Source organism: Roseomonas sp. 18066 (assembly GCF_902706185.1).
In the GTDB taxonomy this organism is placed as follows: domain Bacteria; phylum Pseudomonadota; class Alphaproteobacteria; order Acetobacterales; family Acetobacteraceae; genus Pseudoroseomonas.
The window spans coordinates 1-15,185 of sequence record NZ_CACSJM010000137.1 but is presented as its reverse complement, the minus strand read 5'-3'; the positions used below and the strand labels follow the sequence as shown (position 1 = coordinate 15,185).

Annotated in this window: 16 protein-coding genes and 1 pseudogene; 6 read left to right on the top strand and 11 right to left on the bottom strand. The window is 71.0% G+C overall.

All coding sequences use genetic code 11. The features are described 5' to 3' along the window. The 3 genes from GVN67_RS22805 to GVN67_RS22795 form a co-directional block, all read right to left on the bottom strand. A partial coding sequence (locus tag GVN67_RS22805; protein WP_159999633.1) for a RodZ family helix-turn-helix domain-containing protein occupies window positions 1-580 on the bottom strand: 580 nt, incomplete at its 3' end. 139 nt (window positions 581-719) lie between these two features. Next, window positions 720-1,757 carry a nitronate monooxygenase family protein gene (locus tag GVN67_RS22800; protein ID WP_159999632.1) on the bottom strand — a complete coding sequence of 346 codons (1,038 nt, stop codon included), beginning with the start codon at window positions 1,755-1,757 and terminating at the stop codon, window positions 720-722. A gap of 2 nt (window positions 1,758-1,759) precedes the next feature. After that, complete coding sequence (locus GVN67_RS22795; protein WP_159999631.1) at window positions 1,760-2,980, bottom strand: aspartate kinase; 1,221 nt, start codon at window positions 2,978-2,980, stop codon at window positions 1,760-1,762. A gap of 163 nt (window positions 2,981-3,143) precedes the next feature. On the opposite strand from GVN67_RS22795, the gene ubiG reads away from it, so the two are divergent. Beyond that, complete coding sequence (ubiG, locus tag GVN67_RS22790) at window positions 3,144-3,872, top strand: bifunctional 2-polyprenyl-6-hydroxyphenol methylase/3-demethylubiquinol 3-O-methyltransferase UbiG (protein ID WP_159999630.1); 729 nt, start codon at window positions 3,144-3,146, stop codon at window positions 3,870-3,872. Between the two features lie 48 nt (window positions 3,873-3,920). Here ubiG and GVN67_RS22785 read toward each other — a convergent pair whose 3' ends face one another. After that, window positions 3,921-4,343, bottom strand: coding sequence for an organic hydroperoxide resistance protein (locus tag GVN67_RS22785; RefSeq protein ID WP_159999629.1), 423 nt, complete (start codon window positions 4,341-4,343; stop codon window positions 3,921-3,923). 124 nt (window positions 4,344-4,467) lie between these two features. Here GVN67_RS22785 and GVN67_RS22780 point away from each other — a divergent pair, with 124 nt between their 5' ends. Continuing rightward, entirely contained in the window at window positions 4,468-4,920 is a 453-nt protein-coding gene (locus tag GVN67_RS22780; RefSeq protein WP_159999628.1) for a MarR family winged helix-turn-helix transcriptional regulator, read from the top strand. 52 nt (window positions 4,921-4,972) lie between these two features. Here the strand turns inward: GVN67_RS22780 and GVN67_RS22775 are convergent, their stop codons facing one another. From GVN67_RS22775 to GVN67_RS22765, 3 genes are all read right to left on the bottom strand, one after another. Next, complete coding sequence (locus GVN67_RS22775; RefSeq protein ID WP_159999627.1) at window positions 4,973-5,524, bottom strand: DUF1178 family protein; 552 nt, start codon at window positions 5,522-5,524, stop codon at window positions 4,973-4,975. A 45-nt stretch (window positions 5,525-5,569) separates the two neighbouring features. Continuing rightward, complete coding sequence (grxC, locus tag GVN67_RS22770) at window positions 5,570-5,830, bottom strand: glutaredoxin 3 (protein ID WP_159999626.1); 261 nt, start codon at window positions 5,828-5,830, stop codon at window positions 5,570-5,572. Between the two features lie 82 nt (window positions 5,831-5,912). Beyond that, window positions 5,913-6,674: a ComF family protein gene (locus GVN67_RS22765; RefSeq protein WP_235035429.1), complete on the bottom strand. Its 762-nt coding sequence runs from the start codon at window positions 6,672-6,674 to the stop codon at window positions 5,913-5,915. 121 nt (window positions 6,675-6,795) lie between these two features. On the opposite strand from GVN67_RS22765, the gene GVN67_RS22760 reads away from it, so the two are divergent. The 3 genes from GVN67_RS22760 to radC all read left to right on the top strand — a co-directional run bounded on the left by GVN67_RS22760 (window position 6,796) and on the right by radC (window position 9,379). Further along, window positions 6,796-7,674 (top strand): methyltransferase domain-containing protein, encoded by an 879-nt coding sequence (locus GVN67_RS22760; RefSeq protein WP_235035428.1) that lies wholly within the window; start codon window positions 6,796-6,798, stop codon window positions 7,672-7,674. Window positions 7,675-7,746: 72 nt separating this feature from the next. Continuing rightward, a complete protein-coding gene (gene map, locus GVN67_RS22755; RefSeq protein WP_159999624.1) occupies window positions 7,747-8,562 on the top strand; it encodes a type I methionyl aminopeptidase in 816 nt (271 codons plus the stop codon). Between the two features lie 55 nt (window positions 8,563-8,617). Further along, complete coding sequence (gene radC, locus GVN67_RS22750; protein WP_159999623.1) at window positions 8,618-9,379, top strand: RadC family protein; 762 nt, start codon at window positions 8,618-8,620, stop codon at window positions 9,377-9,379. 70 nt (window positions 9,380-9,449) lie between these two features. Here the strand turns inward: radC and GVN67_RS22745 are convergent, their stop codons facing one another. Both GVN67_RS22745 and GVN67_RS22740 read right to left on the bottom strand, forming a co-directional pair. Continuing rightward, window positions 9,450-10,814, bottom strand: coding sequence for an AarF/ABC1/UbiB kinase family protein (locus GVN67_RS22745; protein ID WP_159999622.1), 1,365 nt, complete (start codon window positions 10,812-10,814; stop codon window positions 9,450-9,452). Then, window positions 10,807-12,639 carry a M3 family oligoendopeptidase gene (locus tag GVN67_RS22740; protein ID WP_159999621.1) on the bottom strand — a complete coding sequence of 611 codons (1,833 nt, stop codon included), beginning with the start codon at window positions 12,637-12,639 and terminating at the stop codon, window positions 10,807-10,809. The genes GVN67_RS22745 and GVN67_RS22740 overlap by 8 nt, the downstream gene beginning before the upstream one ends. A 157-nt stretch (window positions 12,640-12,796) precedes the next feature. Here GVN67_RS22740 and GVN67_RS22735 point away from each other — a divergent pair, with 157 nt between their 5' ends. Continuing rightward, window positions 12,797-14,506: a long-chain fatty acid--CoA ligase gene (locus GVN67_RS22735; RefSeq protein WP_159999620.1), complete on the top strand. Its 1,710-nt coding sequence runs from the start codon at window positions 12,797-12,799 to the stop codon at window positions 14,504-14,506. Between the two features lie 84 nt (window positions 14,507-14,590). On the opposite strand, the gene GVN67_RS30390 is transcribed toward GVN67_RS22735, so the two are convergent. Together GVN67_RS30390 and GVN67_RS22730 are read right to left on the bottom strand one after the other, a co-directional pair. Next, complete coding sequence (locus GVN67_RS30390; RefSeq protein WP_255430426.1) at window positions 14,591-14,713, bottom strand: hypothetical protein; 123 nt, start codon at window positions 14,711-14,713, stop codon at window positions 14,591-14,593. Window positions 14,714-14,938: 225 nt separating this feature from the next. Next, window positions 14,939-15,185 (bottom strand): annotated as a pseudogene (locus GVN67_RS22730) (hypothetical protein); the annotation flags it as partial.

Sequence of the window (15,185 nt, the reverse complement as noted above, 5' to 3'; positions counted from 1 at the left end):
CGGGCGTGCCGTTCGGGGACGCGGCGGGCGGCGCTGCCGGGGCGGCGCCGTTCGGCGGGGTGGTGGCAGGCGGCGTGCCGGGCAGCGGCGGCAGGCCGGCATCGCGCGCCGCCTGCTCCAGCCGCGGCGGCAGCGGGGGGACGGCGTCGACGCTGCGCTCGGCCGAGCCGCTCCACTGGTACCAGGCGGCATAGGCGCCGACCGCCAGCACCGCGCCGATCAGGATGACGACCCCGGCGGGGACGCCGCGATCCGGCACCGGCTCGGGGAAGACCAGGTCCTTCGGGCGGGTGGCGCCGCCGGCGCCCTCGCGGAAGCGGCGCACCAGGTCGGGCGCGTCCAGCCCCATCGACTGGGCGTAGCTGCGGACGAAGCCGGTGCCATAGGCGACGCCCGGCAGGTCGCGCACGCGGCCTTCTTCCAGGGCGGCCAGGTAGCGCCGGTTGATGCGCAGCGTCTCCGCCAGCTCCTCCAGGCTCACGCCCAGCGAGAGGCGGGCCTCGCGCAGCTCCTCGCCCACCCGCGCGGCCTCGGCGGGCTGGATGTCAGAACGGGGGAGACGTTTGAGATCGTAGGGCACGCGATGGACACCTATCGCGCCGCGCGGCGCAGGGCAAACCGAATTGCGGTGAGGCCGGAAGCCGGGCCGGGTCGCAGGCCCGCGAGAAACCCGCGAGAAGGCGCCGGGCCGGGGCTGCGCGCCCCGGCCCGGAAGTGTCTCAGACCCCGGCGCGCCGCGCCAGCAGGGCGGCGCGCGCCTGGTCCAGCAGCTCGGCGATGATCTCCACCGAGGGCTGCTCGCACGTCACCAGGCCGACGCTCTGCCCGGCCATCAGGCTGCCATTCTCGACATCGCCATCGACCACGGCGCGGCGCAGCGCGCCGGCCCAGTAATGCTCGATCTCCAGCTGGCCGGCTTCCTTGGTCACCGCGCCCGACTTGAAGCGGCCGATCACCATGGCCTGGTGCTCCAGGAAGCGCTTGGTGCCCTCGTTCTGCAGGGCGCGCACCGGGATGACGGGGAAGTTCTCGTCCAGCTGCACCGTCGGCAGGGCGTCGCGCGCGGCGCCCCGGATGAAGGCGCGCTTGAAATTCGCATGCGCCACGCATTCGGTCGCGCAGACGAAGCGGGTGCCCAGCTGCACGCCGGCCGCCCCCATCTCCAGATAGGACAGGATCGCCTCGCCGCGGCCGAGCCCGCCGGCCACGAAGACCGGCACGTCGCGGATATGCGGCAGGATCTCCTGCGCCAGCACGGTCAGGCTGACCGGCCCGATATGCCCCCCCGCCTCGGAACCCTCGATCACCAGCGCGTCGGCGCCCGACCGCACCAGCTTCTTCGCCAGGGCGAAGGCGGGCGCGAAGCAGATGACCTTGGCGCCGCCTTCCTTGGCCGCCTTGATGGCCGGCCCGGGCGGAATGCCGCCGGCGAAGACGATGTGGCCGACCTTGGCGTCCAGGCAGACCTGCACCAGCTCCATCAGGTTCGGATGCATGGTGATCAGGTTCACGCCGAAGGGCTTCTGCGTCAGCGCCTGGGTCGCGGAAATCTCTTCCGCCAGCCGGTCCGGCATCATCGCGCCGCAGGCGATGACGCCGAAGGCCCCGGCATTGGACAGGGCCGCGACCAGGTTGCGCTCGCTGACCCAGCTCATGGCGCCGCCGAGGATGGCGTAGCGGGCGCCCAGGAAGGCCGCCCCGCGCGCCATCAGCGCATCGATCGCGTCTGCCCCGGGCAGGGGGGTTTGCGCGTCCATGCTCAGGCTTCCGCGTCCAGGCCGTAGGCGCTGTGCAGGGCGCGCACCGCGAGCTCGGTGTATTCCACCCCGATCAGCACCGAGGTCTTGATCTCCGACGTCGAGATCACCTGGATGTTGATGCCCTTCTCGGCCAGCGTCTTGAACATCGTCGCGGCGACGCCGGCATGGCTGCGCATGCCGATGCCGACGATGGAGATCTTGGCGACCTCCGGATCGGCGATCACGCTCTCGAAGCCGATCGTGCCGCGCGCCTTCTCCAGCACGTCGCGGGCCCGCGGCAGGTCGGTCTTGCCCACCGTGAAGGTCATGTCCGTGGTGCCGTCGGCGCCCAGGTTCTGCACGATCATGTCGACGTTCACATTGGCGTCCGACAGGGGCACGAAGACCTCGGCCGCGATGCCGGGCTTGTCCGGCACCCGGCGCAGCGTCACCTTCGCCTCGTCGCGGGAATAGGCGACGCCCGTCACCAGCGGCTGTTCCACGATCTCATCCTCATCCACGACCAGCGAGCCGGGCTTGTCCTCGAAGGAGGACAGCACCTGCACCCGCACCCGCTGCTTCATCGCCAGCTCGACCGACCGGGTCTGCAGCACCTTCGCGCCGACCGAGGCCAGTTCCAGCATCTCCTCATACGCCACCGCCGGCAGCTTGCGTGCCCGGGGCACGATGCGCGGGTCGGTGGTGTAGATGCCATCCACATCCGTGTAGATGTCGCAGCGATCGGCCTTCACCGCCGCCGCGATCGCCACCGCCGACAGGTCCGACCCGCCGCGGCCCAGCGTCGTCACCCGGTTGTCCGGGCCGATGCCCTGGAAGCCGGCCACCACCGGCACCTGGCCGCGCTGCATCCGGGCGATCAGCGCCTCGCCCTTGATCTCCTCGACCCGCGCCTTGCCATGCGCGCCATCGGTCAGGATCGGGATCTGCCAGCCCTGCCAGGACCGCGCATCGACGCCGATGGTCTGCAGCGCCACCGCCAGCAGCCCGCTGGTCACCTGCTCGCCGGTCGCCACCACGCTATCGTATTCGCGGGCGTCATGCAGGGGCGAAAGCTCCTGGCACCACTTCACCAGCTGGTTGGTCACGCCCGACATGGCCGAGACCACCACGGCGACCTCGTGCCCGGCATCGACTTCCCGTTTCACCCGGTTGGCGACGTTGCGGATACGGTCCAGGTCGGCGACGGACGTGCCGCCGAACTTCATCACGATACGGGCCATGGGCGCTCTGATGGAACGGGGTCTCGAAGGGGACCGGGCCGCCAGGTCGAATGATCAGCGACGGCGACCGGTCAGGCACGGCGGCCGCACGGCCTGGTTGCGGCCGGCGCGGGGCTGGGACAGATAACGGGGGTCGCGCCCTGCCGCAACCGGAGATGCCGCCATGCCCGCCCAGACCACCGCCCTCGAGGCCGAGATCGCCAAGTTCGACGCCCTGGCGGCGCGCTGGTGGGACCCCGACGGCCCGATGGCGCCGCTGCACCGCATGAATCCGCTGCGCTGCGGCTGGATCGCCCGCCGCCTGGCCGCTGGCGAAGGCCGCCAGGGGGAGGACCTGGCCGGGCTCTCCCTCCTCGATGTCGGCTGCGGCGCCGGCCTCGCCAGCGAGGGCATGGCCCGGCTCGGCGCCCGCGTCACCGGGCTGGACGCCGCCGGCACCGCCCTCGACGCCGCCCGCGCCCATGCGACCCGCTCGGGGCTGGAGATCGACTACCGCCAGGGCCGGCCGGAGGAGCTCGCGGCCGAGGGCGCCCGCTTCGACGCGGTCATCGCCCTCGAGGTCATCGAGCACGTCGCCGACCGGGGCGCCTTCCTGGCGGCGCTGGCCAGCGTCGCCAAGCCGGGCGGGCTGGTCTTCCTCTCGACGCTGAACCGCACGCCGAAAAGCTTCCTGTTCGCGAAGGTGGGCGCGGAATACCTGCTGCGGCTGCTGCCGCGCGGCACCCATGACTGGAAAATGTTCGTCACCCCGGCGGAGCTTGGAGCTGAAGCGCGGCGGGCGGGGCTGCGGGTCACCGATATCGCGGGCATGACGCCGAAAATCGGGACCAAGGACTGGAAGGCCGGCAGCGACGTCAGCGTCAACTACATCATGGCCGCGAAGAAAGAATAAGGCTGGGGAGAAAGTATTCTCCCCAGACCCCTCATCTATCTCTGCCCGTCAGACCGCGACCGTGGTCGTCACCGCGATATTGCCGCGGGTCGCATGGCTGTACGGGCAGACACGGTGCGCACGCTCGACCAGGTCGTCCGCAGCGCCCTGCTCCATCCCGGGCAGGGAGACCGTCAGCGCCACCTCCAGGCCAAAGCCCTCGCCATCGTCGCGCTGGCCGATGCCAACCTCGGCCGCCACCGAAACCGAGGCCGGCACCGTGATCTTGCGCTGGCCCGCCACGAACTTCATCGCACCCAGGAAACAGGCCGAATAGCCGGCGCCGAACAGCTGCTCGGGATTCGTCGCGCCGCCGGCGCCGCCCAGCTCCTTCGGCGGCGCCAGCTTGACCTCGAGCAGGCCGTCATCGCTGCGGGCCGCGCCCTCACGGCCACCGGTGGCGGAAACACGGGCGCGATACAGGATCTTCATGGCTCTTCGCTCCTTCAGGACCGCGGCTGTCGCGGCGTTCGATTGCGCACAATCTAATAGGACAAAAGTTGCCGTCAATCCCATTGCGCACTATCTATCGTCACGAAATGGCGCGGAGGCCGCGATGGGCGACGAAGGACCGATGCGGCTGCAGGACCATCTCTGCTTCGCGATCTATGCGGCGGCGCATGCCTTCGGCCAGGCCTATCGCCCGCATCTGGAGCCGCATGGCCTGACCTATCCGCAATACCTGGTGCTGCTGCAGCTGTGGGAACGCGACGACCGCACGGTGCGGGAGCTCGGCGACGGGCTGTTCCTCGACAGCGGCACGCTGACGCCGATGCTGAAGCGCATGGAGGCCGCCGGCTGGGTGTCCCGCCGCCGCGACCCGCGCGACGAGCGCGTCGTCCGCGTGACGCTGACCCCGCGCGCCGAGGCGCTGCGCCTGCCGGCCCGCGCCATCCCCGAGGCGCTGGGCTGCGCCGCCCAGATGACCGAGGCGGACATGGCGCCGCTGCGCGAGGGCCTGACCCTGCTCGCCACCCGCCTGCGCGGCCGCGACGACGAGGCGGCATAGAAAAAGCCGGGGAAGTCGCCCTCCCCGGCCCGGCGACGAAACCCTGGAAAACCTAGCCGTCGGCGCGGGGGACCCAGGGCAGATGGGCGATCTCGATGCCCTCGTCCTGCAGGGACTCGGCGTCGCCTTCGCTGGTCTCGCCATAGATGCCGCGGCGCTCGCTCTCGCCGCGATGCATCCGCCGCGCCTCCTCGGCGAAGTCGGTGCCGACATAGTCGCAATTGCGCTCGACCTCGGCCCGCATCTTCTGCAGCAGCGCCAGCACCTGCGCCGGCATCGGCCCGGCGGCAGCCTGTGGCAGGCCCGGCGGACCATTCTGGGGACCGTTTTGCGGTCCATTTTGCGCGCCTGGGCCGGCGACGGCGGGCACGCCGCCCGGGGCATTGGCCGCGGCCTCGCCCGGCGCCGGCTCGGCGGCGGCGCGGCCCTTGACGCCCGGGGTCTTGGCGATGGCCGGCGCCATCAGCGCGCGGGTGACGCTGTCGCTGCCGCAGACCGGGCATTCGACCAGCCGCGCAGCCACGAGCTTCTCGAAGGCCGCGCTGTCCTTGTACCAGCCGTCGAAGCCGTGGTCCTGGTCGCAGCGAAGCTGGTAGTGGATCATTCGAGCCCTGGTCTGTGCGCCGGCATGGGGTGGAAAGCGGAGGCTTTAGCCTGCCTGGAGCAGCGCATCCAGCTTGCCGGCGCGTTCCAGCGCCATCAGGTCGTCGCAGCCGCCGATCGCCTGATCGTCGATGAAGATCTGCGGCACCGTGGTCCGCCCGCCGGAGCGGCGGATCGCATCGTCCCGCTCGGCCGAGCCGTTCGGCGCGTCGTATTCGGTGAAGCTGACCTCCTTGCGGCCCAGCAGCAGCTTGGCGCGGGAGCAATAGGGGCAGAATGCGGTGGTGTAGATTTCGACCTTGGCCATGCGGTGACACATCGGCGCCGCGGCCGCATCGGTCAAGAGCGTTGCAGCTTCGTGGCGACCGCCGGCGGCGGATTTCCGCGGCCTAGCGCCCTTCCGGCACCCGCGCCGCCGCCAGCACGTCCACCCCCGCCGCCCCCGCCTGCAGCAGCAGCCAGGCGCAGGCATTGGCCGTGGCGCCGGTGGTCAGCACGTCGTCGACCAGCAGCAGCCGTCGCCCGGCAATCCGCGCTGCCGCCCCCGGTCCCAGCGCGAAGGCCCCCGCCACCACCGCCTGGCGTGCCGCCGGCCCCTTCTCGCCCAGCGGCGGGGTGGCGCGCGGCCGCCGCAGCAGGTCGGGCGCCCAGGGCCGGCCCGACAGCCGCGACAGCTCGGCCGCCAGCAGCGCCGCCTGGTTGTAGCGCCGGCGCAGCAGCCGCCAGCGGTGCAGCGGCACCGGCAGGATCAGCTCGGCGCGGTCCAGCAGCTCGCGCCCTGCCCGGGCCATCTGCCGCGCCAGCGGCCGCGCCAGCTCGCTGCGGTCGCCATGCTTGAAGGGCAGCAGCAGCCGCTTGCTGCCCGGCCCGTAGAGAAACGCTGCCCGCGCCTGGCCGTAGAGCGGCGGCGCCAAAAGACAGCGCGGGCAGTGGCGGCCGCCATCCTCGCCCGGCTCGCCCTCGGCGGCATGGCCGAAAGGCAGGCCGCAGCTGGCGCAGCAGGGCGGGGTGATCAGCGGCGTCTCGATGAAGCAGGGGACGCAGAGCGTCGCCTGGCGCAGCACCGCCTCGCCGCAGCCCAGGCAGCGTGGCGGCAGCAACGCGTCCAGCACGGCGCCGCCCAGGCGACGCAACGGGGCGGCCATCATCATGCAGCCGGCCTTTTGCCGATGACCTCACGAAACCGTGAGCCTAAGCCGGCATGCCCCGACCGTTCAAGCGGCGCTTGCGCGGCGGCGCGGCTTGGCGCATGGGCGCGGCATGGCGGATGCGATGCGGGTTTTCGATCGGGCTCTGGTGCGGCGGCGGCGCGACCGCGCGGCGGCCAGCGTCGCCCAGGTGGCGCCGGTGCTGGAGGCCGCGGCCGAGCGCATGCTGGACCGGCTGGACGACACGCTGCGCCGCTTCGACCGGGCCCTCGAGATCGGCGGCCGCGGCGTCGTCGCCCCCCTGCTGCGGGCGCGCGGCGTCGGCTTCACCGTGTCGATGGACCTCTCGGCCCGGATGGCCGCCGGCGCCGGCGGGGTGCCGCTGGCGGCGGATGAGGAATGGCTGCCCTTCGGCCCCGGCAGCTTCGACCTGATCGTCGCCAATCTTTCCCTGCATTGGGTCAACGACCTGCCGGGGGCGCTGCTGCAGATCCGCCGGGCGCTGGCCCCCGACGGGCTGTTCCTGGCCACCCTGCCCGCCCTGGGCACGCTGCAGCCGCTGCGCCAGGCGCTGGGCCAGGCCGAGACCGCGCTGCGCGACGGCATCAGCCCCCGGGTCTCGCCATTTCCAGAAATCCGCGACGGGGCCGCCCTGCTGCAGCGGGCCGGCTTCGCCATGCCGGTGGCCGATCGCGAGCACCTGGACCTGCGCTACCGCTCGGCCCTGACCCTGCTGGCCGATCTGCGCGCCGCCGGCGAGGGCAATGCGGTGCTGGCCCGCGACCCGCGCACCCCGCCGCGCGCCTTCTTCCCGATGGCGCTGGCGGCGCTGGCCCCGGGGGCCGACGGCACCATCGCGGCACCGCTGGAAATGCTGACGCTCACCGGCTGGGCGCCGGGGCCGAACCAGCCGAAGCCGGCGCCACGCGGCAGCGGCCAGGTCAGCCTGGCCGAGGCCTTCGGCACGGTCGAGCACAAGGCCGGCGAGAAACCCGGCCATTAGCTTCTGCGTCAGACCTGCTCTGCGGCGCCAGCGCCTTGCATGCGGCGTGCGATCCGCGCATCTTTCGCCGTCATGGAACAATCCGGTGCCGAGGCGCGGCGCATCACATTGCACGCGCCGGAAGATTTCGAGGGAATGCGCCGCGCGGGGCAATTGGCCGCCGCGACGCTGGACATGATCACCCCGCATGTCCGCCCCGGCGTGACCACGGCGGCGCTGGACAAGACCATCCAGGATTTCATCGAGGCCAGCGGCGCCATCTCGGCGACGATCGGCTATCGCGGCTACCAGCACGCCTCCTGCATCTCGATCAACCATGTGGTCTGCCACGGCATTCCCGGGCCGCGGGCGCTGCTGGACGGCGATATCCTGAACATCGACGTCACCGTCATCCTGGATGGCTGGTATGGCGACACCAGCCGCATGTACGTGGCCGGCACGCCCAGCACCAAGGCGCGGCTGCTGATGGACGTGACGCATGAAAGCCTGCTGCGCGGCATCGCGGCGGTGAAGCCGGGCGCCCGGCTGGGCGATATCGGCCATGCCATCCAGAGCTATGTCGAGAAGCACCGCTTCAGCGTGGTGCGCGACTTCTGCGGCCATGGCATCGGCCGGACCTTCCATGCCGCGCCGAACGTGCTGCATTTCGGCCGCGCGGGCGACGGCCCGGTGCTGAAGCCGGGCATGTTCTTCACCATCGAGCCGATGGTGAACACCGGCCGCCCCGACGTGAAGGTGCTGGACGACGGCTGGACCGCGGTGACCCGCGACCGCGGGCTGTCGGCCCAGTTCGAGCACATGATCGGCGTGACCGAGACCGGCTGCGAGGTTTTCACCTATTCCCCCGCCGGGCTGCACAAGCCGCCCTACGGCGACACCACCGCCTGATTTCCTGGACAATCGCAGCGGCCTTCGTTCAACCTATGGGTGAAACGGAGGCCGCATGCGGAAGTCGTCCGGGATGGCGGAGGCGCCCGCGCCACCCCCTGCCCTGCTGCCCGATCTGCTGAGCCCTGCGCCGCCGCCGCGCCCCTTGCCGGCGGCGGAGGGACATCGCGCACGAATGCGGCAGCGGCTGCTGCGGGCCGGGCCGGATTCCCTGCTGGACCACGAGCTGATCGAGATGCTGCTGTTCCTGGCGCTGCCGCGGCGGGACACCAAGGCGCTGGCGCATGCCCTGCTGGCACGGTTCGGCAGCTTCGGCCGGGCGCTGTCGGCCCCGCCCGGCGCGCTGCTGGCGGTGGAGGGGCTGGGCGAGGCCGGGGTCGCCGCGCTGAAGACGGCGCAGGCGGCGGCGCTGCGGCTGATGCGCGCCGAGCTGCTGGACCAGCCGCTGCTGTCATCCTGGGAGGCGCTGCAGGCCTATCTGCAGGCGGCGATGGGGCGGGACGGGGTCGAGCAGTTCCGCGTGCTGTTCCTGGATGCGCGCAACCGCCTGATCGCCGACGAGGCGCTGGGCCGCGGCACGGTGAACCACACGCCGGTCTATCCGCGGGAGGTGGTGAAGCGCGCCCTGGAGCTGGGCGCGACCGCCCTGATCCTGGTGCACAACCATCCGAGCGGCGATGTCACGCCCAGCGCTGCCGACGTGACGATGACGGCGGAGGTGCGCCGCGCCGCCGAGGCGCTGGGCCTGGTGCTGCACGACCACCTCATTGTCGGTGCCGCCGGTTGCTGCTCCTTCCGCGCCCGCGGTCTTTTATAGCTCGCGGGGTCTGGGGTGGCCGTCGCCACCCCAGCGGGGGTCCAGGGGGCTGCGCCCCCTGGCCACGCCCTCAGTGCGGCACGCCCGCTTCGACCAGCGCCTTGGTCTGCCGCGCCTGCAATTCCTGCTCGTTGAAGCCTTCGATCAGCTCGTTGAACAGCCGGTGCCAGTTCAGCCGCGCCCGCAGCCGCAGGAAGGCGCTGCCCAGCCCGACCGCGCCGCGATCAACGAGCACGAATTCCCGCGGCGGCCGCACCCCCCCGGTGCGCTTCAGCCCGGCATGGACCTCCGCCGCGACCTTCCGCCCGAAATCCGGGTCGTCGTTTTCCTGGATCGGGCGGATGCGGTCGTCGAGCAGCGGCTCGTGCAGGAAGCGGGCCCAGAGGCCGAGCACCTCCATCTTCTCGCGCGACAGGTCGGTGAAGCCCCAGATGCGATAGGCTTCGGCGGCCTTATCCTTGTCGTCATCGCGCAGCGCCTCGTAGAGCATGACCACGCCGCGCAGGAAGGTCGGCGGGAAGACGCGGATGGCGCCGTAGTCCAGCAGGTTGATGCCGGCCGGCGTGTCGCCGGTCGGCTGGCGGATCTGGTAGTTGCCGAGGTGCGGGTCGCCGTGGATGACGCCGTAGCGGTAGAAGGGCACGTACCAGGCGCGGAACAGCGCGGTGGCATAGGCGTCGCGCTCCTCCTGGCTGGGGTCCTCGGCCAGGCGGTCGAGGATCGGGCGGCCTTCCAGCCAGCTCATGGTCAGCAGCCGCTTGGAGCAATAGCCCTCGACCGGGGTCGGCGTGCGGATGGTCGGCTCGTCGCGCAGCATGCCGTTGTAGAGGCGCATCTGGGCGGCCTCGCGCTCGTAGTCGAGCTCCTCGCGCAGGCGGTCGCAGAGCTCCAGATAGACCTCGTCATGCTGGATGGCGTCGTCCATGCGGGCAAAGAGGCCCATGGCCAGCTTCAGCTGGCGCAGGTCGGCCTCCACCACGCTGGACATGTCCGGGTATTGCAGCTTGCAGGCGACCAGGGTGCCGTCCGGCAGGATGGCGCGGTGCACCTGGCCGAGCGAGGCGGCGGCCGAGGCCTCCTGCCCGAAGCTGGCGAAGCGCGACTGCCAGGCCGGGCCCATCTCGCTCGACATGCGGCGGCGGACGAAGGCCCAGCCCATCGGCGGCGCATTGGCCTGCAGCGCCGCGAGCTCCGCCGCGTATTCGGGCGGCAGGGCGTTGGGGATGGTGGTCAGGAACTGGGCGACCTTCATCAGCGGGCCCTTCAGCCCGCCGAGCACCGCCTTCAGGTCGCCGGCATGCACGGCACGGTCGGTCTTGATGCCGAGGAAGCGTTCCCCGGCGACGCGGGCGGCGATGCCGCCCACGGCGCCGGAGGTGCGGGCCATGCGGCGCAGCTCGCCGAAGAGGGAGCTGCCTTCGCGGTCATCAGCCATCCGTGTTTTCCAGCTCGTCGATGAAGCCCGCGATGACGTTCAGCCCCTTGTGCCAGAAGGCAGGGTCGGAGGCGTCCAGCCCGAAGGGGGCCAGCAGCTCCTTGTGCCGCAGGGTGCCGCCGGCGCGCAGCAGCTCCAGGTATTTCTCCTGGAAGCCGGGCACGCTGCCCTCCTGGAAGACGCCGTAGAGGGCGTTCACCAGGCAGTCGCCGAAGGCATAGGCATAGACGTAGAAGGGCGTGTGGACGAAATGCGGGACATAGGACCAGTAGATCTCATAGTCCGGCGTGAAGTCGAAGGCGGGGCCGAGGCTTTCCACCTGGACCTGCATCCAGAGCGCGCCGATCTCCTCGCGTGACAGCTCGCCGCGGCGGCGGGCGTCGTGCAGCAGGGTCTCGAAGCGGTAGAAGGCGATCTGGCGGACCACCGTGTTCAGCATGTCCTCGACCTTGCCGGCCAGCAGCGCGCGGCGGCGCTTCGGGTCGGTCTCGGCGTCGAGCACGGCGCGGAAGGTCAGCATCTCGCCGAAGACCGAGGCGGTCTCGGCCAGCGTCAGCGGCGTGCCGGACATCAGGTAGCCCTGCTGCGCCGCCAGCACCTGGTGCACGCCATGGCCCAGCTCATGGGCGAGCGTCATCACGTCGCGCGACTTGCCGTGGTAGTTGACCAGCAGATAGGGGTGGGCCGAGGGCACCGTCGGATGGGCGAAGGCGCCGGAGGCCTTGCCCGGCCGCAGCGCCGCGTCGATCCAGGGCTTGTCGAAAAACTCCTTGCCGATGCGCCCGAGCTCGGGATGGAAGCCGTTGTAAGCCGAGAGCACCCGGTCACGCGCCATCTCCCAGGGGATGGCGCTGTCATCCTCGTTGGGCAGCGGCGCGTTGCGGTCCCAGTGCTGCAGCTTGGGCAGGCCAAGCCATTTGGCCTTCATCGTGTAGTAGCGGTGCGACAGCGCCGGGTAGCTGGCGACGACGGCGTTGACCAGCGCGTCGACCACCGTGTCCTCGACCATGTTGGCGCGGTTGCGGCTGCTGCCCGGGCGCGGATAGGCGCGCCAGCCGTCGACGATCTCCTTGTCCTTGGCCAGGGTGTTGGTGATCAGGGTGAAGAGGCGGGCCTTCGCCCCGAAAGCCTCGGAGACGCCCTTGGCCGCGGCGGCGCGGGTCTCGCGGTTGGCGTCCGACAGCTTGTTCAGGGCGCCGGAGACGTTGAGCGTCTCCTCGCCGACCTTGACCTCCATCGCCGCGACGGTCTCGTCAAACAGGCGGTTCCAGGCGGAGCGGCCGGTCACCTCCTTGTCATGCAGCAGCTTCTCCGCCTCGTCCGACAGCTGGTGCGGGCGGAAGACGCGCAGGTCGCGCAGGAAGGGGCGGTAGCGGGCCAGCGCCTTGGACGAGAGCTTCTTCTCCAGCACCGCCTCCTCGACCTTGTTCAGCTCGAGGGTGAAGAACAGCAGGTGGCTGGAGATGACCGTCGCCCGCTCCTGCATGGTCTGGAAGAAGCGGCCATTGGCCGGGTCCTGGGCATCGCCGGAAAACACCAGCGAGGCGAAGGACATGACGCGGCCCAGCACCTCCTCCAGCCGCTCGTATTCGGCGATGGCCCCGGCCAGGGCCTCGCCGGAATGGCCGGCCAGCCTGCCGGCATGGGCGGCGGCGAAGGCGCGCGCCTCGGCCTCGGCGCGGACCAGGTCTGCTTCCAGCTTCGGGTCGGCGGGGGCGGCGTAGAGGTCCTTCAGGTCCCAGACCGGCAGCGGCCCCGCATTGCCCGCGCCGCTCGGCCGGCCGGAATTGTCGCGAAAGATCGGATGGGCGTGGGAGAGCTGCACGGGAAGCCTTGCGGTTGTGGTTCTCTGATAGTCGATATAAGCCCCTGGTCACCCAGGCCAAGCGCCCCCCACCCTTCCTTGTGACCAGGGGCCGGCGACCGAAGGGTCCGAAGGCCGCATCCATGGCCTCGCCAGACGGAAGGAAAGCGCCACCGCCATGCCCGCCGCCGAGGACAACTGGACCAGCCTGCCCGCGATGATGCTGGGCCTCTCCCGCGCCTGGCCCGACCGGCCGATGCTGCGCTACTGGCGCGACGGGCAGTGGCGGCGGATGAGCTGGTCGGAATTCGCGCTGCAGGTGGCCTCCGTCGCCGCCGGGCTGCGCGCCCGCGGCGTCTGCCCTGGCGACCGGGTGGTGATCGTCGCCGAGAACCGGCCGGAATTCCTGGTCGCCGACTGCGCCATCATGACGATCGGCGCCGTCTCGGTGCCTGGCTACACCACCAACACGCTCGCCGACCACACGCATCTGCTGCGCGATTCGGGGGCGCGGGCGGCGATCGTCTCCACCGCGCGGCTGGCGCAGACCCTGGCCGAGGCGGCCGGCATCGGCGGGCTCGACCTGCTGGTGTCGATCGAGGACAGCCCCGGCGCCATCGCCTGGTCCAGCCTGGTCGAGACCCGCGGCGACCTGGCCATGCTCTATGCCGAGGCCGAGCAGATCCCGGCCGGGCGGCTGGCCTGCCTGATCTACACCTCCGGCACCGGCGGCCCGCCCAAAGGCGTCATGCTGCCGCACCGCGCCATGCTGGCCAATCGCGACGGCATCACCGCCTTCATGCGCAAGCTGAAGCTGCCGCAGGGGTCCAGCTACCTGTCCTTCCTGCCGCTCAGCCATGCCTATGAACATACGGTGATCTACCTGCTCTGCTCCTTCGGGCTGGAGGTGGTGTTCAGCCGCGGCGCGGAAAAGCTCTCGGCCGAGCTCGCCGAGATCCGCCCCCAGGTGCTGACCGCCGTGCCCCGCCTGTTCGAGGTGCTGCGCGCCCGCATCCTGGCGGGGCTCGAGAAGCAGTCCGCCTTCCAGCGCGGCCTGTTCGACCGCACCCTTCGGCTCGGGCTGAAGCGGCTGGATGGCGGCGGGCTGAACTTGGTGGACAAGCTGCAGGACACGGTGCTGGACAGGCTGGTCCGCGCCAAGGTGCGCGCCCGCTTCGGCGGCCAGCTGGTGGCCATGGTCTCCGGCGGCGCCCGGCTGGATCCGGACCTGTCCGGCTTCTTCCTGGCCCTCGGCCTGCCGGTGCTGCAGGGCTATGGCCAGACCGAGGCCGGGCCGGTGGTCAGCGTCAACGCCCCCTGGGACAATGACCGCACCACGGTCGGCCGGCCGCTGCCGGGCGTCACCATCCGCATCGCCGAGGATGGCGAGGTTCTGCTGCGCGGGCCGCTGGTCATGGATGGCTACTGGAACCAGCCGGAGGCCAGCGCCACGGCGCTGCGCTCGGCCCCGCCCGAGGGCGAGACCTGGCTGCACACCGGCGATGTCGGGCAGCTGGTCGACGGGCGGCTGCGCATCACCGACCGCAAGCGCGACTTCATCAAGACGCTGGGCGGCGACATGGTCAGCCCGGCCCGGCTGGAAAGCCTGCTGATGGCGGAGCCGGAAATCGCCCAGGCCGTCGTCGCCGGCGAGGGGCGGCCGGGGCTCGCCGCCCTGCTGGTGCCGGCCGACCGCAAGGACGAGGACGCGGTCAAGGCGGCGCTGCGGCGGGTCAACGGCAAGCTCTCGGGGATCGAGCGGATCCGCTACTTCGCCTCGGTCGCGCCCTTCACCGTCGAGAACGGACAGATGACGCCGACCATGAAGGTGAAGCGCAAGATCGTCCTGCAGGACCACGCGGGGGTTATCGAGAAGCTCTACCAGTAGATAAGAAAAAGGCCGGGGGAATGAATTCCCCCGGACCCCTATCTTCTTTCTGTCTGTTCGGCCGCCCGCTGGGCGGCCGCCGCCTCAGCCGATCGTCGCGATGACCAGGCTGCGGATCTCGGCCTGCGTCATCACAGCGGGCTGCGCGCTCTGGCGCGGCGGATGCTGGATCAAAGGCAGGCTCTGGGTAACGTTCTTCTTCATCATCTTACTCTTATCCTCCGGGTGCGGCGCCCTCAGGCACTCCCCCCGGTTTTTTCTTCGGTGAGAATAGTCCCGGTCGAGCCGCGATGCTTCGCGCCCGTAAACCGGAGCAGGCTACCATGGTTGCAGCAGCCTGCTGAAAAACCACCCGAAATCGGCCTTGGCCGCCATGGGGCACCGAATGCGCCCGGGGTGATATCGTGTAAATAGGCCGCCGCCAGCCAGGGTTCAAGTGGCGGCGGCCGCTTCTTTCCGCTCGATCGCCGCTTCCTCGGCCGCGGCCACCAGCTGGGTGCTGACCGGCTGCTGCGGCATGATGAGGAAATTCTCCTTCTCGGTCGGCGCGGCCCGGCGGCGCATGCGCCACAGCCCCCAGGCGGCGATCCCGGCCTGGGCGATCAGGATCAGCCAGCCCAGCCCCCACCCGAAATCGGCCTTGGCCGCCATGGGGCACCGAATGCGCCCGGGGTGATAT